The following is a 21,165-nucleotide window of genomic DNA, read 5'->3' as shown; positions in this document are numbered from 1 at the left end:
GAAGCGAGGGGCACGGGTGGGCACCGACACCGTGCGGACGGACGAGGCCGACGAGGCCGCGGGCAGGCGGCGCGAACAGCGCGGCTGGTACTTCTACGACTGGGCCTGCTCCGTCTACTCGACCAGTGTGCTGACCGTGTTCCTCGGCCCCTATCTGACCGAGGTCGCCAAATCCGCCGCCGACACGGACGGTTACGTCCATCCCTTGGGCATACCGGTCCGCGCGGGCTCGTTCTTCGCCTACTCGGTGTCCCTGTCGGTGATCCTCGCCGTCGTGATCATGCCCCTGGTGGGCGCGGCGGCCGACCGCACGGGCCGCAAGAAGCCGCTCCTGGGAGCCGCCGCCTATGTCGGGGCCGCCGCGACCGCGGGCATGTTCTTCCTGGACGGGGACCGCTATCTGCTCGGCGGCCTCCTGCTGGTCGTGGCGAACGCCGCACAGTCCGTGGCGATGATGCTCTACAACTCCTACCTCCCCCAGATCGCGCCGCCCGAGGAACGCGACGCCGTCTCCTCCCGGGGCTGGGCCTTCGGCTACGCGGCGGGTTCCCTCGTCCTGGTAGCGAACCTGATCCTGTTCACCGCCCACGACTCCTTCGGTGTCTCCGAGGGCATGGCCGTCCGCATCTGCCTGGCCTCGGCGGGCCTGTGGTGGGGAGCCTTCACCCTGATCCCGCTGAGCCGCCTGCGCGACCGCGGCGCTCCGAAGGGACAGGCCAAAGGGTCCGGGGAAGGAACGACGGCCCCGGGTCTGCGACAGCTCGCCGCGACCGTCCGCGACATGCGCCGCCACCCGCTGACCCTCGCCTTCCTCCTCGCCTACCTCGTCTACAACGACGGCATCCAGACGGTGATCTCCCAGGCCTCGGTGTACGGCTCCGAGGAACTCGACCTGGAGCAGTCCACCCTCATCGTGGCCGTGCTGCTGGTGCAGATCCTGGCGGTGGGCGGCGCCCTCGGCATGGGCCGGCTCTCCCGCCGCTACGGCGCCAAGCGCACGATCCTCGGCTCCCTGGTCGCCTGGACCCTGATCCTCGCCGCCGGCTACGTCCTCCCGGCCGGGGCGCCCGTCTTCTTCTTCGTCCTCGCCTCGGGCATCGGCCTCGTCCTCGGCGGCAGTCAGGCCCTGTCCCGCTCCCTCTTCTCCCATCTCGTCCCGCCCGGCAAGGAGGCCGAGTACTTCTCCGCGTACGAGATGAGCGACCGCGGGATGAGCTGGCTGGGCCCCCTACTGTTCGGTGTGACCTACCAGCTGACCGGAAGTTATCGGGACGCGATCATCTCCCTGGTGGCCTTCTTCGTCCTGGGATTCGCCCTGCTCGCGAGGGTTCCGGTGCGCCGGGCGATCAGCGACGCGGGCAATCCCGTACCGGACAGGATTTAGCACCGGGAGCGAAAGGGCTGTAGTGTACGCGTTTGGCCTGCCAGGCGTACCGTTACTGCGCGTCAAAGATGCCGAAACGCTGGGTGACATCTGCTGTCAGATGTGACAAACCGGGCGCCGGTGGGTACAACAAGGGCGGCTACGACGGCGACGCATGACCCGGAACGGGACACGGAACGGGAATCTTTACCGCCGACCGGACGTTGACCGGATGACGACGACAGCGACACCTGTCCTGTGGGCGACAAGCCCGGGAGGCACGATTCATGAGTGAGCGAGCTCTTCGCGGCACGCGCCTCGTGGTGACCAGCTACGAGACGGACCGCGGTATCGACTTGGCTCCGCGCCAGGCCGTGGAGTACGCATGCGAGAAGGGGCACCGCTTCGAGATGCCCTTCTCGGTCGAGGCGGAGATTCCGCCGGAGTGGGAGTGCAAGGTCTGCGGGGCCCAGGCACTCCTCGTGGACGGCGACGGCCCTGAGGAAAAGAAGGCCAAGCCCGCGCGTACACATTGGGACATGCTGATGGAGCGGCGCACCCGCGAGGAACTCGAAGAGGTCCTCGAAGAGCGCCTCGCGGTTCTCCGCTCCGGCGCGATGAACATCGCGGTACATCCGCGAGACAGCCGCAAGTCCGCGTAGCCCCTCCGGGGGTCGGGCGGACCAACAGCGCAACCGATGACCGAGGGCGCCGTACGAACGTGTACGGCGCCCTCGGTCTTTTTTGGTTTCGTTGTCGAGTGCGGGTCCGGTGGGGGCCTTCTCGCGCAGTTCCCCGCGCCCCTGAAAAAGCGGGGCTGCGCCCCTGCTTTTTCACCCCGAAAGGGCCGCAGCCCGTCAGGGCCTGCGGCCCTTTCAGGGGCGCGGGGAACTGCGCGACCAGCCCCCACCGAACCCGCACCTACCCACCCACCCCCGCGCGGAGCGCGAAAAGGGGGGTCGAAGGGGCGCAGCCCCTTGAGGATGGGACGGGTAGGGGCGGCGGGGGCGAGGAAAAAACGACTCAGCGGGTCAGCGGTGAACGCGGCGGCACATCCCCATAACCGGGACCCTCGTCGTCCCGGATGACCTCCCCCTGCACGACCTTCCCGTCGGGCCGACGCATCCGCGCCTGCTGAAACGCATCCCCCAGGGACCCGGACCCAGCTTCCCGAATCTTCCGCTCGAAGGTCCGCTCCGCATACCGCCCCAACGCCTTCTGCACCGGCGGCACCAACAACACCAGCCCCACGGCATCGGACACCAGCCCCGGCAGCATCAGCAATAGACCCCCCAGCATCAGGAACCCATTGCCCTCACTCTTGCCAGCCTCGGCCGCACCCCCACCGCCCTGCTGCTGTTGCAGCGTCTCGGACAGCGCCCGAAACGCCCGCCGCCCGGCCAGCTTCACCACCGCCGACCCCGCGAGGAACCCGGCGACGAGCAGCAGAAAGACCGTGAACCCACTGGCCGCACCCGCGACCACCGTGAGCAGCCAGATCTCCAGCACCAACCAGGCGGCGACACCCAAGGGCAGAAACGTGCGCAGCCGGGAACGCCGGGGCCGGGCAGGGTACGTCGAGGACGGAACGCCAGTCGTCATGCTCCCAGTGTGCCTGGCCCCGGCTCAGCACGGGATAAGGGGCTGACCAGGCTCAGGCCCGCTTGTCGTCCCGCCCGAGCACCTTGCCGACCCGCTCCCTCACACCCCACGCCGTGACCCGCCACAGCGCCTCGACGAGGATGTCCCGGCTCATCTTGGAGTCGCCCAGCTCGCGTTCGACGAAGGTGATGGGCACCTCGACGACGTGATAGCCCGCCTTGATGGCGCGGCGGGCGAGGTCGACCTGGAAGCAGTAGCCCTGGGAGGCGACCTCGTCGAGGCCGAGCCCTTCGAGGGTCTCGCGGCGGAACGCCCGGTAGCCGCCGGTGACGTCACGGACGGGGACGTCGAGCAGGACCCGGGAGTAGAGGCTGCCGCCGCGGGAGATGAACTCGCGGGACTTGGGCCAGTTCACCACGCGCCCGCCGGGCACCCAGCGGGAGCCGAGGACGAGGTCGGCGCCCTTGAGCGCGGTCAGCAGCCGGGGCAGTTCCTCGGGCTGGTGCGAGCCGTCCGCGTCCATCTCGATGAGGACGCCGTAGCCGTTGTCCATGCCCCAGTGGAAGCCCGCGAGATAGGCGGCGCCAAGCCCTTCCTTGCCCTTGCGGTGCAGCACCTGGACGTGATCGTCCTCGGCGGCCAGTTCGTCGGCGAGCTTGCCGGTGCCGTCGGGGCTGTTGTCGTCGGCCACCAGGACGTGCGCCTCGGGGACGGCCTTCCGCACCCGGCCGACGATCGCCTTGATGTTCTCCGCCTCGTTGTAGGTCGGGATGATCACCAAGGCCGTGCCGAGCGGGCCGAACCGCCTCTCCTGGCCTTCCGCCGCGAGGGTCCCGTCGCCGTCGTTCACTGCTGCCCCTTCAAGTCCTCCGTGCGCAGGGGACCACCATAGTGGCCGCGGCCTGCCCGGGAGTGTCGGCCGGTGTCCAGAGGGGTGTCGATTCAACAGGGGGTGTGCGGGAGCGCGCTCCGCGTAGCCTGTGCGCCGCCACAGAACCAATCTGCCGCGAACGCGGGGCGGAGTACAGATGTCGTCCGCCGTCGACCGCTGCGGATGGGGGCCCGACGCCCTTCGGGCCGACCTGGGGCCCGCTGGCTGCGGGTCGACCGAAAGCCGTTGTCTACTGAACGTCCGGGCCCCACCCGGGTCGCACCTACCCGACCGAGCCGGAACGTTCCCTCGCCGGAGCGCGGACCCTGGGCCTGGCTGCCAGCGGCGGTGCGCCGGTGCGGCACACCACCCCTGACCCAGCGGCGCTCCGACGGCCGTGCGGAAGTTCCCCGGTCGGACGTCCGGTGGTGGACCCGGCAGAACCTACCCGCCCTCTGCGTCCCACTGTCAACCACCCTTTGACCTGCGCAATCTCCCTCAACGCCCTGGTCGGAGGGGCGGAGCCGCAGGTCGCGCGGCGCGCCGCCGGGTGCCGGCCGGCCGCGTGCCGTCCCGGGAGATCACTCGCCCGGTCGTACGAAAACCGTGCGCCCGGCCACCACGGTCCGCAGACAGACGGGCAGGTCGGCGCCGGGGCTCAGGTCGGGCAGACCGGGGGTGCCGGAACGGGGGTCGGTGGACCAGCGGGCGACCCGGTCGTCGGGGGCCTGGACGACGAGTTCGCCGGTGCGCCACACCGCGTAGTCCGCGGGCGCGCCGGGTACGAGGACGCCCGCGTCGTCCCGTCCGACCGCCCGCCAGCCGCCCCGCGTATGCGCCGTGAACGCGGCGCGCACGGACACCCGGTGCTCCGGCGTGCGGTGGAAGGCCGCCGCGCGGACGGTGCCCCAGGGGTCGAGGGGGGTGACCGGGCTGTCGGAGCCGAAGGCGAGGGGCACGCCGGCGCGCAGCAGGGCCGCGAACGGGTTGAGGGTGCGGGCGCGCTCCGTGCCCAGCCGCTGGGCGTACATGCCCTCCTCGCCGCCCCACAGCGCGTCGAAGGCGGGCTGGACGGAGGCGGTGAGGCCGAGTTCGGCGAAGGCGGCGACGGTCTCGGGGGTGAGCATCTCGGCGTGCTCCACGCGATGCCGGGCGGCCCGCACCCGGGCCAGGCCGACCTTCTCGGCAGCCCCGCGCACTCCCTCGACGACCGAGCCCACCGCGGCGTCCCCGATCGCGTGGAAGCCCGCCTGGAGGCCCGCCTCGGTGCAGGCGACCACATGGGCGGCGACGGCAGCCCCGTCCAGGTAGGCGGTGCCGGTGTGGGCGGCGTCGGCGTACGGCTCGTGCAGGCACGCGGTGTGCGAGCCGAGGGCGCCGTCGACGAAGAGGTCGCCCGCGGCTCCGACCGCCCCGAGGGCGCGTGCCTTCTCGACGTCCCGTTCCGCCCAGTACCCGACCACGCGCGGGCCGGGCTCCTCGGCGGCGAGCCGCAGCAGTCCCGTGAAGTCGTCCTCGGAGGAGATCTCGGGGCCCGCGCACTCGTGGACCGAGCCGATGCCGAGCGAGCCGGCGTGCGCCAGGGCGGCGCGCTGGGCCTCGGTGCGCTGGGCGGGGGTGATGGCGCCGAGGGCGGTGGCGCGTACGGCGTGGTGGGCGTCGCGGGTGAGCGGGCCGTCGGCGAAGGCGTCGGCGCCCGGGACCAGGTCGAGCAGGGCGGTGGTGGCGACCGCCGAGTGGACGTCGATCCGGCTCAGGTAGAGCGGGCGTCCGCCGGTGGCCTCGTCGAGTTCGGCGCGGGTCGGGGGGCGTCCGCCGGGCCAGCGGGCGGCGTCCCAGCCGTGGCCGAGGAGGACGCGGTCGGCCGGGCGGGCGGCCGCGAATTCCCGTACGAGAACGAGGGCGGCGTCCAGGGACGGGGCGGTGGAGAGGTCGAGGCCGGTGAGGGCGAGGCCGGTGGCGGTGGTGTGCACGTGGGCGTCGGTGAACGCCGGGGTGACCAGGGCGCCTTCGAGGTCGATCACCTCGTCCACGCCGGTCGCGAAGGCGTCGGCGGCGCCCTCGGAGCCGACCCAGGCGATCTGGCCGTGCTCCACGACCATCGCGGTGGCGAACGGGTCGGCGGGGCTGTGAACTTCTCCGCGGCGGAGCAGCACGGTCTTCGACGGGGCGGTGCGATCACTCATGGGGACAGTTTCGCGTGTGGGGGCTGCCGCGATGCACTTGGGCCGCTGTTTCGAGGCACCCGCCGCTGTCGGCTGTGCCCACAGGGGTGAACGGCCGAAGGCGACCGTCAGATCCTCGGGGGCCGCGCCTCGTACGGTGTCGACAGCACCACCGTCGTCCGTGTCGACACCCCCGCCAGGGACCGCAGCCTGGCCAGCAGTTCCTCCAGTTCGTGCGGGGTCGCGACGCGGACCTTGAGGATGTAGTTCTCGTCGCCGGCGACGCTGTGGCAGGCCTCGATCTCCGGGACGCCGGCGAGGCGTTCGGCGATGTCGTCGGGGGCGCTGGGATCGAAGGGTTTGACAGAGATGAAGGCGGTCATCGGCAGCCCGACGGCCTCCGGGTCGACGACCGCGGCGTAGCCCCGGATGACGCCACGCTGCTCGAGTCGGCGCACGCGCTGATGCACCGCCGACGTGGACAGGCCCGTGGCCTTGCCCAGGTCGGTGTAGCTCATCCGCCCGTCCGCGACGAGCAGCTGCACGATCTGTCGGTCCAGCTCCTCCATGGCGCAAGAACCTACAGGGCGCCTGATCTCCTCCGGTACCTGAGCGGTGCAGGTCATGCCCGGTTCGTGATGTGGCTGAGAGTTGCTTGTGAGCCATTCGGGTGACATCGTCACCGTACTGGGCATCTGCGAGCGGCATGTGACGAAGACCACATCACCCGAACAGGCTTCGTGATGACCTCGTGATTACCGCCAGGACCGGGCGGGAAGTGCTTGCTGTGGTCGAGGCCGCAGTGCCTTACGGCCCAGCCCGAGGGGGAGAATCCCATGCAGAGTCTTAAGCGTCCTGGTCGTACCGCACCCAAGCGGCTCCAGGCAGTCGTAGAGCCCGAGCCGGAGGGCGTCGAACCGGACGACGAGTTCGACGCGTACGACACCTTCGAGATGTACCGGGTGATGTGCCCGGACTGCGCCCAGCCCATCGCGCTGCTGTCCGACGAGGACAGCCTGCCCGAGCACGCGCTGGTCGTGTCGCCGTGGAACCCGTTCGGGCTCACGGTCTGCGCCGGTACGGGCCGTTCGGCCGGTGACGCCCGGCCCGCGGACGAGTCCGTGGAGCCGCAGGAGCAGGAGACCGCCCTTCTGTTGACGCTCCCTCAGGGCCTCGACTGGCGGACCCAGCCCTTCTCGCACGTCGGCGGCCCGGGCTCGCGCCCGATTCGGGTGCCGGTGATGCGCCGTCAGCAGCCCGATCAGCGCCGAGCGGCCTGATTCCAGGGCCGGTTCGGCCCTCGTTCGTCTCACCACGCGCCCCGGCGGGCAGGTCTCGTCCTGCCCCGTTCGGTTCCGGCGCGAACTCAGACACGATTCCCGGGAGCGGTGACCGGTTCGCCCGCGTATGCGTTGGACCGGTATGACCCCAACTTTTTCGGTGACCGGGAGTCGGCGTCACATCTTCGTGCCGGCTTCGGCAGAATCGCTTCCGCAAGGGTCGGTCCAGCATCAGGACCCGCCCATCTACCGGGCCCTGATGCGGACTTGGGCCGACCGGGGCCGCACCCTGCCGGGGCGTCACGATCCCGAGTGGGTGCGGCTGGTGACGCCGCCGAGCGGTCTCGACCAGTTCGGCGGCACCCTCGACCCGCTCGGCGCGTCCGACTTCTTCCGTGGCTCCTTCAGCGTGACTCGGGCCCCGCGAGGTGACGGGCGATGACCATCCGCTGGATCTGATTGGTGCCCTCGACGATCTGGAGCACCTTCGCCTCGCGCATGTACCGCTCGGTGGGGAAGTCCGCCGTGTAGCCGTACCCGCCGAGGATCTGCACGGCGTCCGTGGTGACCCGCATCGCGGCGTCGGTGCACAGCAGCTTCGCCATGGCCGCCTGCTTGGAGAACGGCCGGCCCGCGTCGCGCAGCCGGGCGGCGGAGAGGTAGAGCGCGCGGCCGGCCTCTATCTGGGTCGCCATGTCCGCGAGCATGAAGCGCAGCCCCTGGAAGTCGGCGATCGGCCGCCCGAACTGCTGGCGTCCGGTGGCGTAGGCGACCGCCTCGTCCAGTGCCGCCTGGGCCACGCCGATCGCGCAGGCCGCGATGCCGAGGCGTCCGGAGTCGAGTGCGGACAGGGCGATCGCGAAGCCCTGGCCCTCGTCACCGATGCGCCGGGTGTCGGCGACGCGCACCCCGTCGAAGTGGAGCTGCGCGGTGGGCGAGCCCTTCATGCCCATCTTCTTCTCGGGCGCGGCGGCGCTCAGCCCCTCCGCGTCACCGGGCACCAGGAAGGCCGTGATGCCCCGGGAACCGGAGCCCTCGCCGCCGGTGCGGGCCATGACCGTGTAGAAGTCGGCGACACCGCCGTGGGTGATCCAGGCCTTGGTGCCGGTGATCACCCAGTCCTCGCCGTCCCGCACGGCCTTGGTCCGCAGGGAGGCGGCGTCCGAGCCGGAGGAGGGCTCGGAGAGGCAGTACGCGCCGAGCAGCCCCCCGCCGAGCATCGCCGGCAGATGCTCGACCTGCTGCTCCTTGGTGCCGTAGTTGGCGAGGGCGTGGCAGGCGAGGGTGTGGACGCTGACGCCGAGGCCGACGGTGAGGCGGGCCATGGCCAGCTCTTCCAAGGCCTGGAGATAGACCTCGTACGGCTGGTCGCCACCGCCGTGTTCCGAGTCGTAGGGGAGGCCGAGCAGTCCCGACTCCGAGAGCAGGCCGAAGAGTTCGCGGGGGAAGCGGCCGGTGTCCTCCTCCTCGGCCGCCCGCGGGGCGATCTCCCGCTGCGCGATCTCGCGGACGAGCGAGATCAGATCCCGGGCCTCTTCCGTGGGCAGTTGACGGTCCACCGGCTGCGCGGCGCGGTCGGGCATGGCGACGCTCTCCTCCCTGTCGGGCACTGCGGCGGACACGCACCGGGGATGAGGCGATGCCGCCGGGTCTCACGTGCCACAGCCGATGGTCCTCCTCCGGATCACGGAAGCCGCTGATCAGCGGCGGTGGCGCTTGGAGTATGCCCGATCCGGAGCAGCGAGTCACCAGTTAACGAGCGTTCATTGGGACACATTCGGCGACCCGCCGACGCCCGGCCGGAATTGGTCCGAACCATTGACCCCAGTGGTCTAGTCCTCTACGTTCTCCCTCAACAACGCGCCACCGCGTTCATGCCCATCGCGCCACCGCGTCCTGCCCATTCGGCACCGCAGGTCCAGGCAGCACCTTCCCCGTCACGCTCCCCTCCCCCGGAGTCACGATGCTCAGACCGCACAGCCCCCGCGTCCCCGTCAGAACGCTTGTCGCCGCCACGTGTTGCGCCGCGCTCGGCGCCGGACTCCTCGCCTCGGCGGGCACCGCGACGGCCACGCCGGCGAAGCCCGGCCCCAAGCCGCACACGCCCCGCGCGACCGACTCGAAGGTCGTCGGCTACTTCATCGACTGGGGCATCTACGACCGCAAGTACTACGTCAAGAACATCGAGACCTCGGGCTCGGCGAAGAAGCTCACGCACATCAACTACGCCTTCGGCAACGTCGTGGACGGCAAGTGCACGCTCGGCGACGCCTGGGCGGACACCGACAAGCCGTTCACCGCCGAGGAGTCCGTGGACGGGGTCGCCGACACCGCGGAGCAGCCGCTGAGCGGCAACTTCAACCAGCTGCGCAAGCTGAAGAAGCTGCACCCGAAGCTCAAGATCGTCTGGTCGTTCGGCGGCTGGACCTGGTCCGGCGGCTTCGGCGAGGCGGCCAAGGACCCGGTGGCCTTCGCGAACTCCTGCTACGACCTGGTCGAGAACTCCAAGTGGAAGGACGTCTTCGACGGGATCGACATCGACTGGGAGTACCCCAACGCCTGCGGCCTCACCTGCGACACCAGCGGCAGCGAGTCCTTCGAGGACCTGATGGCGGCCCTGCGCAAACGATTCGGCAAGAACGAGCTGGTCACCGCGGCGATCACGGCCGACGCCAAGCCGGGCGGCAGGATCGACGCGGCGGACTACGCGGGCGCCGCGAAGTACGTCGACTGGTACAACCCGATGACCTACGACTACTTCGGCTCGTGGGACGCGACGACCGCCCCGCACTCGCCGCTGTACCCGTACCCGGGCATCGCCGACAAGCACTTCAACTCCGCCGCGACCATCAAGAAGCTGAGGGGCCTCGGCATCCCGGCCTCCAAGCTGCTGCTCGGCATCGGCTTCTACGGGCGCGGCTGGACCGGCGTCACCCGGTCGGCACCGGGCGGCACCGCGACCGGCCCGGCGGCGGGGACGTACGAGGCGGGTTACGAGGACTACAAGGTGCTCAAGAAGACCTGCCCGGCCAACGGCATCGTCGGCGGCACCGCGTACGCCAAGTGCGGTGACGACTGGTGGAGTTACGACACCCCGGCAACCATCAAGGGGAAGATGGCCTACAAGGACGCGCAGGGCCTCGGCGGCACCTTCTTCTGGGAGCTGAGCGGTGACACGGCGAACGGCGAGCTGATCAAGGCGATCAAGTAGTCGTCCCGAAAGGGTAGTTGGGGTGGGGGTCGGAAGCGGGCCCCCACCCCGTTCAGGTGTCCCGGCGGGCGGGCCCCGGTGCGAGGTAGGCCGGGGCCAGTTCCTCGATGGCGCGCAGGGAGCCGCCCAGCATCTTGACGAGCAGATCGCGCATGGTGTCGCGGGGCAGCTCCGGGCGGTCGATCCAGTCGAGGGTGGCTCCCTCGACCGCGCAGACCCAGCCGAACAGGCCCATGCGGACCACCGGTTCGACGTCGCTCCTGCCGTAGGCGCCCTCGGCGATGGTGGCGACGATCGCCTCGCGGACGCCGTCCCGGATGGCGTGCACCTGGGCGTCGAAGCCGACACCGCCGCTGACGATCGTGCGGTAGGCGGCCTGGTTGTCCTCCGCGTACCGCAGATAGCACTCTATGGTCCGGTGCACCCGCTCCACGGACGGCAGTTGGAGGCCGCTCGCGGCAAAGGTGATCAGGTCGGCCACCGAGTCCTCGACGATCGCGAGGTAGTAGCCGCGCTTGGACTTGAAGTAGTAGTAGATCAGCCCCTTGGCCACACGCGCCTGCCGCGCGATGTCGTCCATCGACAACGTGTCGTACGAGGTGTCGGCGAACAACTTGCGCCCGATGGAGATGAGTTCGGCGCGGCGCGCCAACGATCGGTCGGTGCCGCGCGCCCGCGGCGGTTCGACTCCACGCTGTTGACTACTATTCAATTTCGGTCCTGGTCTCCAACTGCCAGCGGGACAACCGCAGTATGGCAGACCCTCACCACCAGCTTGTTCGACTCTGATCGACAGAATCGACCGGCGGTTCAGGTCACAGCAGACCCAGCTGGGTCACCAGCATCGCGACGACCACGACCAGGACCCAGCCCGCCAGATACTCGACGATCTTCGGGCCGTCGTCCTCGGGGCCGCCCGTGCCGGTGCGGACGCGGGCGGTGGGGGCGGAGGTCGCGGTCATGGCAGCTCGCTGGTGTGATCGGTGTGGGGTGGACTCCCCCGTTCCGTCCACCTTGCCACCGTGCGGGCGATTCACGGCCGAGAGCTTGGTCACACGATGCCCACCGCCGCGAGCGCCGCGCGCTGGCGGGGCGTGGGCCGTGCCGGGAAGTACAGGTAGCAGACGCCGCCGGTGCCGGAGACGACCTTGCCCGCGGCGTTGTACCGCTTGGTCCGCAGCCAGATGTTCTCCCACTCGCGCCGCCGGTAGACCCGGCGCACCGCCTCGTTGGTCGGGGAGTTCGGGTCGTTGGCGATGACGTCGCCGTCGGCGGTGAAGCCGATCACCGTCATCAGATGGCCGGCCGTGCCGTAGCCGGCACCCGTGAGTTCCTCCGCCAGGAACGACTGGGAAGTGATCGCCGGGATGCCCGCCGCGATCAGGGTCTCCAGGTCGGTGAGCGAGTTCAGCCGGGTCACCACACCTTGGATGTCCTGGTAGGTGGCGGCGTACGCGGCGTTGAACGGCCAGTTGCCGCAGCCCTCGTACTGGTAGTCGAAGGTGAACCGGGCCGCGTGGCACACCTGCGGGTCCGCGTACGCCGGGTTCACCCAGGCCAGGTCCGCGGCGCTGGGCTTCCGGCCCCAGAACTCTATGATCATCTGCGAGGAGGTCGGGCTGCACCAGGCCTCGCCCCCGTTGTCGTACTCGGGGTACTGGCCCTTGTGGGTCTCCTGGGAGTAGCGGGGGACGTTCAGCTCCCGTGCGAGGCCCGGCGTCGAGGCCGGGACGGTGAAGCGGTCGGGCACGTCGGAGCCCATCGCACCGAGCCGCCACACCGTGGGGGTGAGCCGGGTGCCGGGTGTGCGGTGAAGGGTCAGCCGCAGACGGTACGAGGCGAGGCGCAGGCCCGTGGCCGGGTCATCGATCGCGAAGGTGTCCGTCCAGACGCTGCTCTTGCCGTCCTCCTGGCCGTCGAGGGACGTCCGTCTGATGTCCTGGTCGCCGGCCGCCCACCGGCCCAGCACGTACCAGGGCGTGTCCGTGCCGTCGGAGTACGTGCCCTTCAGCTCGACGGCGATCCAGGTGCCGCCCGGGGTGCGTGCGTTCCAGGACGCGATGACCTCGACGGCGGGCACGGTGAGCGCGTGGACCGGCGAGGTCCATGTCGCGTACTCCCAGGTGGCCGTCCGCCCGGTGTGCGGGTCGGTGTAGTCGGTGGTGCCGAGCGGGGCGTCGATCACCAGCCCCGGCCGCTCCCCCGCCACGGCGCAGGTGCCCTGGGCGCTGCCGGAGCGCCAGTCGGAGTACGAGGTCCAGAAGCGGTTGTCCACGAGGCGGGCCGGCGCCCGCACGGCCCCGGCGGGGGCGTCGGTCCGGAGGCTCATGGTGTCGGCGGCGGCCTGACCCGTCGAACCTCCGGCCGCCGCGGCGGCGGTGGCGACGGCTGCGGTCAGGACGGTCCTGCGGGACGGCTCGGAAAGGCTCGTCATCTGTGGGAGACCCCCAGTGATCCGGAAGAAACGGTTCAGACGCACGGCTGTTCGCCCACTATGGACGCCGGGGAAGGACTTCTGCCAGCATCTCGCGCCCCGGCGCGCCCACCGATATTGGTTGACACCACTGGCGTGCGCCGGGGGCGCCCGGCACGGTGTTCAATCCACGTATGCACGCCTCCCCCGCCCCCGTGGACCCCGCCGTCGAGGACCTCGCCTCCCGGCTCCGCCGGCTGCCGCCCTCCTGCGGGCCGGTCCGGCTGCTGGGGGTCGACGGGCACGCCGGTTCCGGGAAGAGCACCTTCGCCGGGCGCCTGGCCGGTGCGCTCGGCGGGGCCCCGGTGCTGCACCTGGACGACATCGCCACGCACGAGGAACTGTTCGCGTGGACCGAGCGCCTGCTGGACCAGGTGATCGAGCCGCTGCGGCACGGGCGGAGCGCACGCTATGCCCCGTACGACTGGAGTGAGCGCGGTTTCGGCCCCGCGCGCGGGTTGCCGGCGGCGCCCGTGATCGTCGTCGAGGGGGTGGGCGCGGGCCGGCGTGCGCTCCGGCCGTATCTGGCGCGGCTGGTGTGGATGGAGGTACCGGAGGAGCGTGCCTGGGCGCGGGGGCAGGCGCGGGACGGGGAGGAACAGAGGGATTTCTGGGCCGGATGGGTCCAGGCGGAACGGCGGCATTTCGCCGAGGATCCTTCTCGGCCGTTCGCCGATCTGCTGATTCGGCCGGGAAGCACGGGGTACGAGGTGCTGGCGGGACCTGCGACGACTCCCGGATCGGGGCCTTACCTCACTCAGGGTGACGGACCATCCGCAATGTGCTGAACTTGTGAAGACGACTGTCGGAGAAGTTCCGTGAGAGCCCCAACTCGGCTTGACCGGGGGGCCGTACAGGTCTTACGTTCTGAATGAGCGGTCGTTCGTCACCGCCCAGAGACGCGAAGCCCCCGGTTGTTCCCCCGTGATCGGGGGCTTCGTTCTGCCCTCCTCCGGCTTTTCCGGACCTCCTGGGGCACGTTTTCTTCACCCTCGGTCACCGTCCGCAATACGCCCCGTCTGCTCCCACCTCGTAAGACGAGGGCTGCGGCACCCTTCGAAGGGCGAGCGACCCGCAGGTACGATGCCCAAGGTGCGACCTTCGGACGGCAGCGGCAACGCACCGGCGCAACTCCCGTCCGCGGCACAGCGGTTCGACGAAGGCTGCCGACGGGCACCGGCCCGTTCGGTTTCCAACGGGGGCACGGTTTGTGGGGGACGGGATGGACTTCGGCTCGCGGGGCCCCGAGGCCCCGGCCGACCTCGCCTGGCTGCGAGGCGTGGACGCCTACACGATGGGCGCCTATCCGCAGGCGGAGGAGGAGTTCCGTGCCGCGGTGCGGATGGACCCGGGGATGGCCGACGGCTGGCTCGGGCTGCACGCGCTGCGCGTGGACACGACGACCGCGCTGCTGAGGATGTTCCGGCACCGGGAGCGCCTCGGGGAGCAGCGCTCGCGGCACCGCCGCACGCTCAACTCCTGGTACTGGCTGGGCTGGTGGGTGCAGCCCGTGCTGGAGAGCCCGCGTGATCTGCTGCTCGCGCACGCCTCGCACTGGCTGGACGGGCGCCATGTGCCCGAGCTGGACCGGGCGCTCGCGGGGCTGCCGCCGGTCGACGCGGACCACCAGGTGCGGTTTCTGCACGCCTGCCGCGCCTATCTGGTCAAGGACTGGGAGCAGTTGGTCCGGCACACCGATCCACTGATCGACGATCCGCTGCTGGGCATCGAGGCGGGCCTGTTCGGCGGGATGGCCCGGGTCCGGCTGGAGACGTACGGGCAGGCCGAGCCGCTGCTGTCCGCCGCGCTGATGCGCTGCCGCAGCGAGCAGCCGCAGCGCAAGGAGCTGCGGTACTGGCTGGCCCGCGCCCACGAGGGCACCGGGCGCAGTGCCGCCGCGCTGCCGCTGTACCGGGCCGTGCACCGGGTCGACCCCGCCTTCATGGACACCTCCGCGCGGCTCGCGGCGATCGCCGAGGGGGACGGGTACGACGACGACGCGAGCGACTTCGCGGCGATCGCGCTCGCCGGGATCGGGCAGGACGTGCTCGACGGCGACGGACTGGAACCGTTCTACGACCCCGAGGGCCGGGACGTGAAACTGTCCGATCCCGGGCCGCCGCCGCCGGGCGGGCTGCCGCCCGAGGCCGGCGACACCTTCGTCCGGGAGAAGTCCGTGGTGCCGGTGGAGCCGTTGTCGCTTCCCGCCGGGCCGACGGATCCGGAGCTGCTGGAGGAGGCGCTCGCGGAGCTGGAGCGGATGGTCGGGCTGGAGCCGGTGAAGCGGCAGGTCAAAGCGCTGTCCGCACAGTTGAACATGGCGCGGTTGCGGGCCGGGCAGGGGTTGCCGGTGCAGCCGCCCAAGCGGCACTTCGTGTTCTCCGGGCCGTCCGGGACCGGGAAGACGACCGTGGCGCGAATACTGGGCCGGGTCTTCTACGCGCTCGGGCTGCTGGGCGGCGACCATCTCGTCGAGGCGCAGCGGGCGGATCTCGTGGGCGAGTACCTCGGGCAGACCGCGGTGAAGGCCAACGAGCTGATCGACTCGGCGATCGGTGGGGTGCTGTTCGTGGACGAGGCGTACTCGCTGTCGAACACCGGGTACGGCAAAGGGGACGCGTACGGGGACGAGGCGCTTCAGGTGCTGCTGAAGCGGGCCGAGGACAACCGGGATCATCTGGTCGTGATCCTCGCGGGGTATCCGGAGGGGATGGACCGGCTGCTGGCCGCGAATCCCGGGCTGTCGTCGCGCTTCACGACGCGGGTGGATTTTCCGTCCTACCGGCCGTTGGAGCTGACCTCGATCGGGGAGGTGCTCGCGGCGGAGAACGGGGATGTGTGGGACGAGGAGGCGCTCGACGAGTTGCGGTCGATCTCCGGGCATGTCGTCGAGCAGGGGTGGATCGACGAGTTGGGGAACGGGCGGTTCTTGCGGACCCTGTACGAGAAGAGTTGTGCGTATCGGGATCTGCGGTTGTCGGGGTATCCGTCGATTCCCACGCGGGACGATCTGTCGACGTTGCGGCTGCCGGATCTGATGCAGGCGTATGGGGAGGTGCTGTCGGGGCGGGGGCCGGGGGAGCCATCGGGGATGTGATCCGCCCCCGCCGCCCCTACCCGTCCCATCCCCAGGGGCTGCGCCCCTTCGACCCCCACAGCGCGGGTCCGGTGGGGCTTCTCGCGCAGTTCCCCGCGCCCCTTTCAGGGGCGCGGGGAACTGCGCGAACGGGGTCCGGGGCGGAGCCCCGAAGTCTGTGACCTGGAGGATGGGACGGGTAGGGGCGGCGGGGGCGGAAATCAGCCGGCCAGGGCCTGCTCCGGGGTTTCGCTGGCTCGTGGTTCTGTCACCCGGGTCGGCTGGGGCTCGCGGTGGGCCGGGTCGCGGACCTCTCCGACCAGAAGTTCGAGGACGTCTTCCAGGGTGGCCAGGCCCAGGACCTTGCCGGAGGCGTCCGCGACCTGGGCGAGGTGGGTGGCGGCGCGGCGCATGACGGTGAGCGCGTCGTCCAGGGGGAGTTCCGCTCGGAGCGTGGTCATGGGGCGCCAGATCTGCTGGGGGACGGCACGGTCGGAGTCCTCCAGGTCGAGGACGTCCTTGACATGGAGGTAGCGGCCCATGAAGGCGCCGTTCTCCGCGACCACCGGGAAGCGGGAGTAGCCCGTGCGCGCCGTGAGGGCCACCACCTGGGCGGGGGTCACCGACGGGACCACCGTGACCAGGGAGTCGCGCTTGAGCAGGACGTCCGTCACCGGGCGGGAACCCAGCTCCAGCGCGTCCTCCAGCCGTTCCTGCTCCTCGGGGTCGAGCAGCCCGGCCTGACCGGAGTCCTCGACCAGCCGGCCCAGCTGGACGCTGGTGAAGACGGCCTCGACCTCGTCCTTGGGCTCGACGTGGAAGAGCTTCAGGACGAGCCGGGCGCAGGCGCCGAGGCCCACGGTGACCGGCTTGCAGAGGCGGGCGAAGGCCACCAGCGCGGGGCTCAGCCACAGCGCCGTCTTCTCGGGCGCCGCCATCGCCAGGTTCTTCGGCAGCATCTCGCCGATGACGAGGTGCAGGAAGACGACCACGGCCAGGGCGATGACGTATCCCAGGGGGTGGATCATCCCGTGCGGAAGGTGGATCGCCTCGAACACCGGTTCAAGGAGCTTGGCCACCGTCGGCTCGGCCACCGCGCCCAGCGTCAGCGAGCAGACGGTGATGCCGAACTGGGCCGCCGCCATCATCTGCGGCAGGTTCTCCAGGCCGTAGAGGACCTGGCGGGCCCGTGCGGTCCCGAGCGGTTCGATCTGGCTGCGGCGGACGGAGACCAGGGCGAACTCGGCGCCGACGAAGAAGCCGTTGGCGAGCACGAGGAGCAGGGCGAACAGGAGTTGGAGCACGCTCATCGGGCCGCCTCCACCACAGGGGCGGGAGAGGTGCGGACGAGGCGTACGCGCTCCGCCCGGTAGTGCCCGACCTGCCGGACCGCCAGTCGCCAGCCGGGCAGCTCCGCCTTGTCGCCGGGTGCGGGGATACGGCCGAGGAGGTCGGCGACAAGGCCGGCGACCGTCTCGTAGGGGCCCTCCGGTACGTCGAGGCCGATGCGCTGGAGGAGGTCGACGCGGCAGCTGCCGTCGACGTCCCAGGCGGGGCGGCCGTCCTCGGGCGGGGCGGCGGCGAGTTCGGGCAGGTCGTGCCCGTCGTGCTCGTCGCGGACCTCGCCGACCAGTTCCTCGACGATGTCCTCCAGGGTGACGACCCCGGCCGTGCCGCCGTACTCGTCGACGACGACGGCGATGGGCTGTTCGCTGCGCAGCCGGGCCAGCAGCGGCTGCACGGGAAGTGTCTCGGGGACGAGGAGCGGGGACTTGGCGATGCGGCCGACCGGGGTGTGCAGCCGGTCGTGGGCCGGGATCGCGAGGGCGTCCTTGAGGTGGACCATGCCGACGATCTCGTCGATCCGCTCCCGGTAGACGGGGAAGCGGGAGAGGCCGGTGGCCCGGGTCAGGTTCACCACGTCCTCGGCGGTGGCCGAGGACTGCAGGGCGCTGACCTTGACGCGGGGCGTCATCACGTTCTCCGCGGTCAGGTCGCCCAGGGAGAGGGTGCGGACGAAGAGGTCGGCGGTGTCCTGCTCCAGGGCGCCGGCCTGGGCCGAGTGCCGGGCGAGGGAGACCAGTTCGCCGGGGGTGCGGGCGGAGGCCAGCTCGTCGGTGGGCTCGACGCCGAAGGCGCGGACCAGCCGGTTGGCGACCGCGTTGAGGGCGGCGATGACCGGGCGGAAGAGGCGGGAGAAGACGTGCTGGGGGCCCGCGACGAAACGGGCGACCTGCATGGGCTTCGACACCGCCCAGTTCTTGGGCACCAGTTCACCGATCACCATCTGCACGGCGGAGGCCAGCAGCATGCCGACGACGACGGAGACTCCGGAGACGGCTCCTTCGGGTATGCCGATGGCGGTGAAGGGGCCGTTCAGTATCTCCGCGAGCGCCGGTTCGGCGAGCATGCCGACGACGAGGGAGGTGATGGTGATGCCGAGCTGGGTGCCGGAGAGCTGGAACGACAGCTCCTTGAGCGCGCCCACCACTTTGTCGGCCCGGCGGTCGCCCTCGGCGGCCGCCTTCTCGGCCTCGGGCCGCTCGACCGTGACGAGGCCGAACTCGGCCGCCACGAAGAAGCCGTTGGCGAGGATCAGCAGGAACGCGGCTCCGAGGAGCAGCAGGGGGATGGTCATGCCGCCGCCTCGATGAGCCGGGAGGGGGCGGCGCAGGTACTACAGGACGATCCGTCCATCGCTGGAGGGAGTCACTCCTCGAATAGCAGGGAGCCCCCGCCTTACCGGTGGTGCGGCGGAAGCGGAGGCGGAGGCGCAACGAAAACGCCTCCGCCAACAGATTAATCAAGACATGGGCCGGTACGGCAGGGGCGAAGGCCCTGAGTCGTCCCCGATCTTGTTCGGGGTCAGCCCTGACGCTGCTCGGGCTCGTCGACCGACCGGGCCTCCACCAGCGCGCGGAGGGCCCGGGCGTCCGCGATGGCGCGCTGCTTGGCGATGCCCGGCTGGATGCCGAGCGCGGGCAGGCTGGTGCCGTCGGTGAGGTCGAGGAAGACCCAGGGGTCGCCGACCCGCAGGTTCACCTGCACGATCTCCGCCCAGCCCAGCTGCCGCCTGGCGGTGATGTTGACCACGGTCACGCCGGATTCGTCGGCGATCACCTTGGGCCGGGACAGCATCCACAGCACACCGGCGAGCAGGGCCGCCGTGAAGACGAAGCTGAGGCGCTCGCCGGGACCGAGCGTCGGCAGCAGCAGCGCGACCACCGTGATGACCACGAAGATCGCGCCCGCCGCGGTGAGCAGCACGGCCCGGGTGCGGCCCGGCCGAAAAGTGACCGGCAGGGCGGGCAGGGAGGACTGGGCGGGAGGGGAAGACTGGTCCGGCATGGCGTACGGCTCCCCGGCCCTCAGAGACGGCAGGCGTGGATGGCGGTGGTCAGGATGGCCCGCGCGCCGATGTCGTACAGATCGTCCATGATCCGCTGGGCCTCCTTGGCCGGGACCATGGCGCGTACGGCGACCCAGCCCTCGTTGTGCAACGGGGAGACGGTCGGGGACTCCAGGCCGGGCGTGAGGGCGACGGCCTTCTCCAGCTGCTCGACGCGGCAGTCGTAGTCCATCATCACGTAGGTCCGGGCCACCAGGACGCCCTGGAGACGGCGCAGGAACTGCTGCACCTTGGGTTCGTTCTCCGAGGAGGTGTCGGCGCCGACGCGGCGGATGACGATGGCCTCGGACTTCATGATCGGGTCGCCGAAGACCTCCAGGCCCGCGTTCCGCAGGGATGTGCCGGTCTCGACGACGTCGGCGATGACCTCGGCGACGCCCAGCTCGATCGCGGTCTCGACTGCGCCGTCGAGGTGGACGACGGAGGCGTCGACGCCGTGGTCGGCGAGGTGCCCCGCGACGATGCCCTCGTAGGAGGTGGCGACCGTCTTGCCCTTGAGGTCCGCGACGCCGTTCGCCGCGCCGGGCTTGGAGGCGAAGCGGAACGTGGAGCGGGCGAAGCCGAGGGGGAGGATCTCCTCGGCGTTGGCGCCGGAGTCGATCAGCAGATCGCGGCCGGTGATCCCGATGTCGAGGCGGCCGGAGGAGACGTAGATCGCGATGTCGCGGGGGCGGAGGTAGAAGAACTCCACCTCGTTGACCGGGTCGACGATCCGCAGCTCCTTGGACTCCCGGCGCTGCTGGTAGCCGGCCTCATGCAGCATCTCCCCCGCAGGTCCGGACAGGGAACCCTTGTTGGGGACGGCGATGCGCAGCATGAGGTCGGCTTCCTTTGCGTGGGAGGGGAGGGAGTGGAGCGGGCTGGCTCACAGGTGGGCGTACACGTCGTCGAGGGAGATGCCGCGGGCGACCATCATCACCTGGACGTGGTAGAGCAGCTGCGAGATCTCCTCGGCGGCGGCTTCCTTGCCCTCGTACTCGGCGGCCATCCAGACCTCGGCGGCCTCTTCGACGACCTTCTTGCCGATGGCATGGACGCCCTTCCCGACCAGTTCGGCGGTGCGGGAGGTGGCGGGGTCGCCGGTGGCGGCCTTCTGCTGGAGCTCGGTGAAGAGCTCCTCGAACGTCTTCTTGGACATGGTGACGCTCAGCCTATGCCACACCCGCGTTTCGTCAGCGCCACGGTTCAGATACTGAGCGGAGGGTGGCCGCCGTCGCCACCGCCGCCGTCACCGCCTCGTGGCCCTTGTCCTCGTTCGAGCCCTCGATACCGGCCCGGTCCAGGGCCTGCTCCTCGGTGTCGCAGGTCAGCACGCCGAAGCCGATGGGGACGCCGGTCTCCACGGAGACCTGGGCGAGGCCCTGGGTGACGCCCTGGCACACGTACTCGAAGTGGGGGGTGCCGCCGCGGATGACGACTCCGAGGGCGACGATGGCGTCGTAGCCCCGTCCGGCCAGCACCTTGGCGACGACCGGGAGTTCCCAGCTGCCGGGGACCCTCAGCAGGGTCGGCTCGTCGATGCCCAGGTCGCCGAGGGCGCGCAGGGCGCCGTTCACCAGACCGTCCATCACCTTCTCGTGCCACTGCGCCGCGATGACGGCGACCCGCAGGTCACCGACGTTGCGTACGGACAGGTCGGGTGCGCCCTTGCCGCTCACGTTCTCTTGTCTCCTCGAAGTGCGATGACGCGAAGTGCGATTACTAGGTTGCCGCTA

General features: G+C 70.7%; 20 protein-coding genes. 6 read left to right on the top strand and 14 right to left on the bottom strand.

What is annotated here, in order from left to right; all coding sequences use genetic code 11:
• The first annotated feature begins 16 nt into the window (after window positions 1–16).
• Together ACZ7MG_RS36285 and ACZ7MG_RS36280 are read left to right on the top strand one after the other, a co-directional pair.
• Window positions 17–1,384, top strand: coding sequence for an MFS transporter (locus ACZ7MG_RS36285; RefSeq protein ID WP_471396313.1), 1,368 nt, complete (start codon window positions 17–19; stop codon window positions 1,382–1,384).
• Between the two features lie 266 nt (window positions 1,385–1,650).
• Window positions 1,651–2,025: an RNA polymerase-binding protein RbpA gene (locus ACZ7MG_RS36280; RefSeq protein WP_003977404.1), complete on the top strand. Its 375-nt coding sequence runs from the start codon at window positions 1,651–1,653 to the stop codon at window positions 2,023–2,025.
• 361 nt (window positions 2,026–2,386) lie between these two features.
• Here the strand turns inward: ACZ7MG_RS36280 and fxsA are convergent, their stop codons facing one another.
• The 4 genes from fxsA to ACZ7MG_RS36260 form a co-directional block, all read right to left on the bottom strand.
• Window positions 2,387–2,965, bottom strand: coding sequence for an FxsA family membrane protein (fxsA, locus tag ACZ7MG_RS36275; RefSeq protein WP_471389976.1), 579 nt, complete (start codon window positions 2,963–2,965; stop codon window positions 2,387–2,389).
• A gap of 52 nt (window positions 2,966–3,017) precedes the next feature.
• A complete protein-coding gene (locus tag ACZ7MG_RS36270) occupies window positions 3,018–3,815 on the bottom strand; it encodes a polyprenol monophosphomannose synthase (protein WP_471389973.1) in 798 nt (265 codons plus the stop codon).
• Between the two features lie 602 nt (window positions 3,816–4,417).
• Complete coding sequence (locus tag ACZ7MG_RS36265) at window positions 4,418–6,022, bottom strand: amidohydrolase (protein ID WP_471389970.1); 1,605 nt, start codon at window positions 6,020–6,022, stop codon at window positions 4,418–4,420.
• 107 nt (window positions 6,023–6,129) lie between these two features.
• On the bottom strand, window positions 6,130–6,570 hold the full coding sequence (locus ACZ7MG_RS36260; RefSeq protein WP_033532524.1) for an Lrp/AsnC family transcriptional regulator: 441 nt from the start codon (window positions 6,568–6,570) through the stop codon (window positions 6,130–6,132).
• Between the two features lie 267 nt (window positions 6,571–6,837).
• On the opposite strand from ACZ7MG_RS36260, the gene ACZ7MG_RS36255 reads away from it, so the two are divergent.
• A complete protein-coding gene (locus ACZ7MG_RS36255; protein ID WP_471389967.1) occupies window positions 6,838–7,281 on the top strand; it encodes a hypothetical protein in 444 nt (147 codons plus the stop codon).
• Between the two features lie 404 nt (window positions 7,282–7,685).
• Here the strand turns inward: ACZ7MG_RS36255 and ACZ7MG_RS36250 are convergent, their stop codons facing one another.
• Window positions 7,686–8,864 (bottom strand): acyl-CoA dehydrogenase family protein, encoded by a 1,179-nt coding sequence (locus ACZ7MG_RS36250; protein ID WP_471390005.1) that lies wholly within the window; start codon window positions 8,862–8,864, stop codon window positions 7,686–7,688.
• A 380-nt stretch (window positions 8,865–9,244) separates the two neighbouring features.
• On the opposite strand from ACZ7MG_RS36250, the gene ACZ7MG_RS36245 reads away from it, so the two are divergent.
• Window positions 9,245–10,492 (top strand): glycoside hydrolase family 18 protein, encoded by a 1,248-nt coding sequence (locus ACZ7MG_RS36245; RefSeq protein WP_471389965.1) that lies wholly within the window; start codon window positions 9,245–9,247, stop codon window positions 10,490–10,492.
• A 52-nt stretch (window positions 10,493–10,544) separates the two neighbouring features.
• On the opposite strand, the gene ACZ7MG_RS36240 is transcribed toward ACZ7MG_RS36245, so the two are convergent.
• From ACZ7MG_RS36240 to ACZ7MG_RS36230, 3 genes are all read right to left on the bottom strand, one after another.
• Entirely contained in the window at window positions 10,545–11,204 is a 660-nt protein-coding gene (locus ACZ7MG_RS36240; protein ID WP_471389962.1) for a TetR/AcrR family transcriptional regulator, read from the bottom strand.
• A 103-nt stretch (window positions 11,205–11,307) separates the two neighbouring features.
• Window positions 11,308–11,454: an SCO1431 family membrane protein gene (locus ACZ7MG_RS36235; RefSeq protein ID WP_471389959.1), complete on the bottom strand. Its 147-nt coding sequence runs from the start codon at window positions 11,452–11,454 to the stop codon at window positions 11,308–11,310.
• A gap of 89 nt (window positions 11,455–11,543) precedes the next feature.
• Window positions 11,544–12,926, bottom strand: a complete 1,383-nt coding sequence (locus tag ACZ7MG_RS36230) for a peptidase C39 family protein (RefSeq protein ID WP_471389957.1) — start codon at window positions 12,924–12,926, stop codon at window positions 11,544–11,546.
• 173 nt (window positions 12,927–13,099) lie between these two features.
• On the opposite strand from ACZ7MG_RS36230, the gene ACZ7MG_RS36225 reads away from it, so the two are divergent.
• Entirely contained in the window at window positions 13,100–13,753 is a 654-nt protein-coding gene (locus ACZ7MG_RS36225) for a uridine kinase family protein (protein WP_471389954.1), read from the top strand.
• 434 nt (window positions 13,754–14,187) lie between these two features.
• The gene (locus tag ACZ7MG_RS36220) at window positions 14,188–16,062 is read left to right on the top strand and encodes an AAA family ATPase (protein WP_471389952.1); all 1,875 of its coding nucleotides are present in this window, start codon (window positions 14,188–14,190) and stop codon (window positions 16,060–16,062) included.
• Between the two features lie 200 nt (window positions 16,063–16,262).
• On the opposite strand, the gene ACZ7MG_RS36215 is transcribed toward ACZ7MG_RS36220, so the two are convergent.
• The 6 genes from ACZ7MG_RS36215 to ribH all read right to left on the bottom strand — a co-directional run bounded on the left by ACZ7MG_RS36215 (window position 16,263) and on the right by ribH (window position 21,108).
• Window positions 16,263–17,351, bottom strand: a complete 1,089-nt coding sequence (locus ACZ7MG_RS36215) for a hemolysin family protein (RefSeq protein WP_471389949.1) — start codon at window positions 17,349–17,351, stop codon at window positions 16,263–16,265.
• A complete protein-coding gene (locus ACZ7MG_RS36210; protein WP_471389946.1) occupies window positions 17,348–18,679 on the bottom strand; it encodes a hemolysin family protein in 1,332 nt (443 codons plus the stop codon). Before ACZ7MG_RS36210 ends, ACZ7MG_RS36215 begins: the two co-directional genes overlap by 4 nt.
• 227 nt (window positions 18,680–18,906) lie before the next feature.
• Window positions 18,907–19,389 (bottom strand): PH domain-containing protein, encoded by a 483-nt coding sequence (locus ACZ7MG_RS36205; RefSeq protein ID WP_471389943.1) that lies wholly within the window; start codon window positions 19,387–19,389, stop codon window positions 18,907–18,909.
• 20 nt (window positions 19,390–19,409) lie between these two features.
• Window positions 19,410–20,267 carry an ATP phosphoribosyltransferase gene (hisG, locus tag ACZ7MG_RS36200; protein WP_471389940.1) on the bottom strand — a complete coding sequence of 286 codons (858 nt, stop codon included), beginning with the start codon at window positions 20,265–20,267 and terminating at the stop codon, window positions 19,410–19,412.
• 48 nt (window positions 20,268–20,315) lie between these two features.
• On the bottom strand, window positions 20,316–20,588 hold the full coding sequence (locus ACZ7MG_RS36195) for a phosphoribosyl-ATP diphosphatase (RefSeq protein WP_086760055.1): 273 nt from the start codon (window positions 20,586–20,588) through the stop codon (window positions 20,316–20,318).
• 34 nt (window positions 20,589–20,622) lie between these two features.
• On the bottom strand, window positions 20,623–21,108 hold the full coding sequence (gene ribH / locus ACZ7MG_RS36190; RefSeq protein ID WP_471389936.1) for a 6,7-dimethyl-8-ribityllumazine synthase: 486 nt from the start codon (window positions 21,106–21,108) through the stop codon (window positions 20,623–20,625).
• Window positions 21,109–21,165: the final 57 nt, after the last annotated feature.

Source organism: Streptomyces sp. NPDC107538 (assembly GCF_055657445.1).
Note: the sequence above shows the minus strand (reverse complement) of the source record. Positions and strands in the feature narration are given on the sequence as shown.

What these genes read in the sequence shown, in the direction of transcription:
- ACZ7MG_RS36280 (WP_003977404.1), top strand. Translation starts at nt 1,651, where the DNA reads ATGAGTGAGCGAGCTCTTCGCGGCACGCGCCTCGTGGTGACCAGCTAC.
- fxsA (WP_471389976.1), bottom strand. Translation starts at nt 2,965, where the DNA reads ATGACGACTGGCGTTCCGTCCTCGACGTACCCTGCCCGGCCCCGGCGT.
- ACZ7MG_RS36265 (WP_471389970.1), bottom strand. Translation starts at nt 6,022, where the DNA reads ATGAGTGATCGCACCGCCCCGTCGAAGACCGTGCTGCTCCGCCGCGGA.
- ACZ7MG_RS36260 (WP_033532524.1), bottom strand. Translation starts at nt 6,570, where the DNA reads ATGGAGGAGCTGGACCGACAGATCGTGCAGCTGCTCGTCGCGGACGGG.
- ACZ7MG_RS36255 (WP_471389967.1), top strand. Translation starts at nt 6,838, where the DNA reads ATGCAGAGTCTTAAGCGTCCTGGTCGTACCGCACCCAAGCGGCTCCAG.
- ACZ7MG_RS36250 (WP_471390005.1), bottom strand. Translation starts at nt 8,864, where the DNA reads ATGCCCGACCGCGCCGCGCAGCCGGTGGACCGTCAACTGCCCACGGAA.
- ACZ7MG_RS36245 (WP_471389965.1), top strand. Translation starts at nt 9,245, where the DNA reads ATGCTCAGACCGCACAGCCCCCGCGTCCCCGTCAGAACGCTTGTCGCC.
- ACZ7MG_RS36235 (WP_471389959.1), bottom strand. Translation starts at nt 11,454, where the DNA reads ATGACCGCGACCTCCGCCCCCACCGCCCGCGTCCGCACCGGCACGGGC.
- ACZ7MG_RS36230 (WP_471389957.1), bottom strand. Translation starts at nt 12,926, where the DNA reads ATGACGAGCCTTTCCGAGCCGTCCCGCAGGACCGTCCTGACCGCAGCC.
- ACZ7MG_RS36225 (WP_471389954.1), top strand. Translation starts at nt 13,100, where the DNA reads ATGCACGCCTCCCCCGCCCCCGTGGACCCCGCCGTCGAGGACCTCGCC.
- ACZ7MG_RS36220 (WP_471389952.1), top strand. Translation starts at nt 14,188, where the DNA reads ATGGACTTCGGCTCGCGGGGCCCCGAGGCCCCGGCCGACCTCGCCTGG.
- ACZ7MG_RS36215 (WP_471389949.1), bottom strand. Translation starts at nt 17,351, where the DNA reads ATGAGCGTGCTCCAACTCCTGTTCGCCCTGCTCCTCGTGCTCGCCAAC.
- ACZ7MG_RS36210 (WP_471389946.1), bottom strand. Translation starts at nt 18,679, where the DNA reads ATGACCATCCCCCTGCTGCTCCTCGGAGCCGCGTTCCTGCTGATCCTC.
- ACZ7MG_RS36205 (WP_471389943.1), bottom strand. Translation starts at nt 19,389, where the DNA reads ATGCCGGACCAGTCTTCCCCTCCCGCCCAGTCCTCCCTGCCCGCCCTG.
- hisG (WP_471389940.1), bottom strand. Translation starts at nt 20,267, where the DNA reads ATGCTGCGCATCGCCGTCCCCAACAAGGGTTCCCTGTCCGGACCTGCG.
- ACZ7MG_RS36195 (WP_086760055.1), bottom strand. Translation starts at nt 20,588, where the DNA reads ATGTCCAAGAAGACGTTCGAGGAGCTCTTCACCGAGCTCCAGCAGAAG.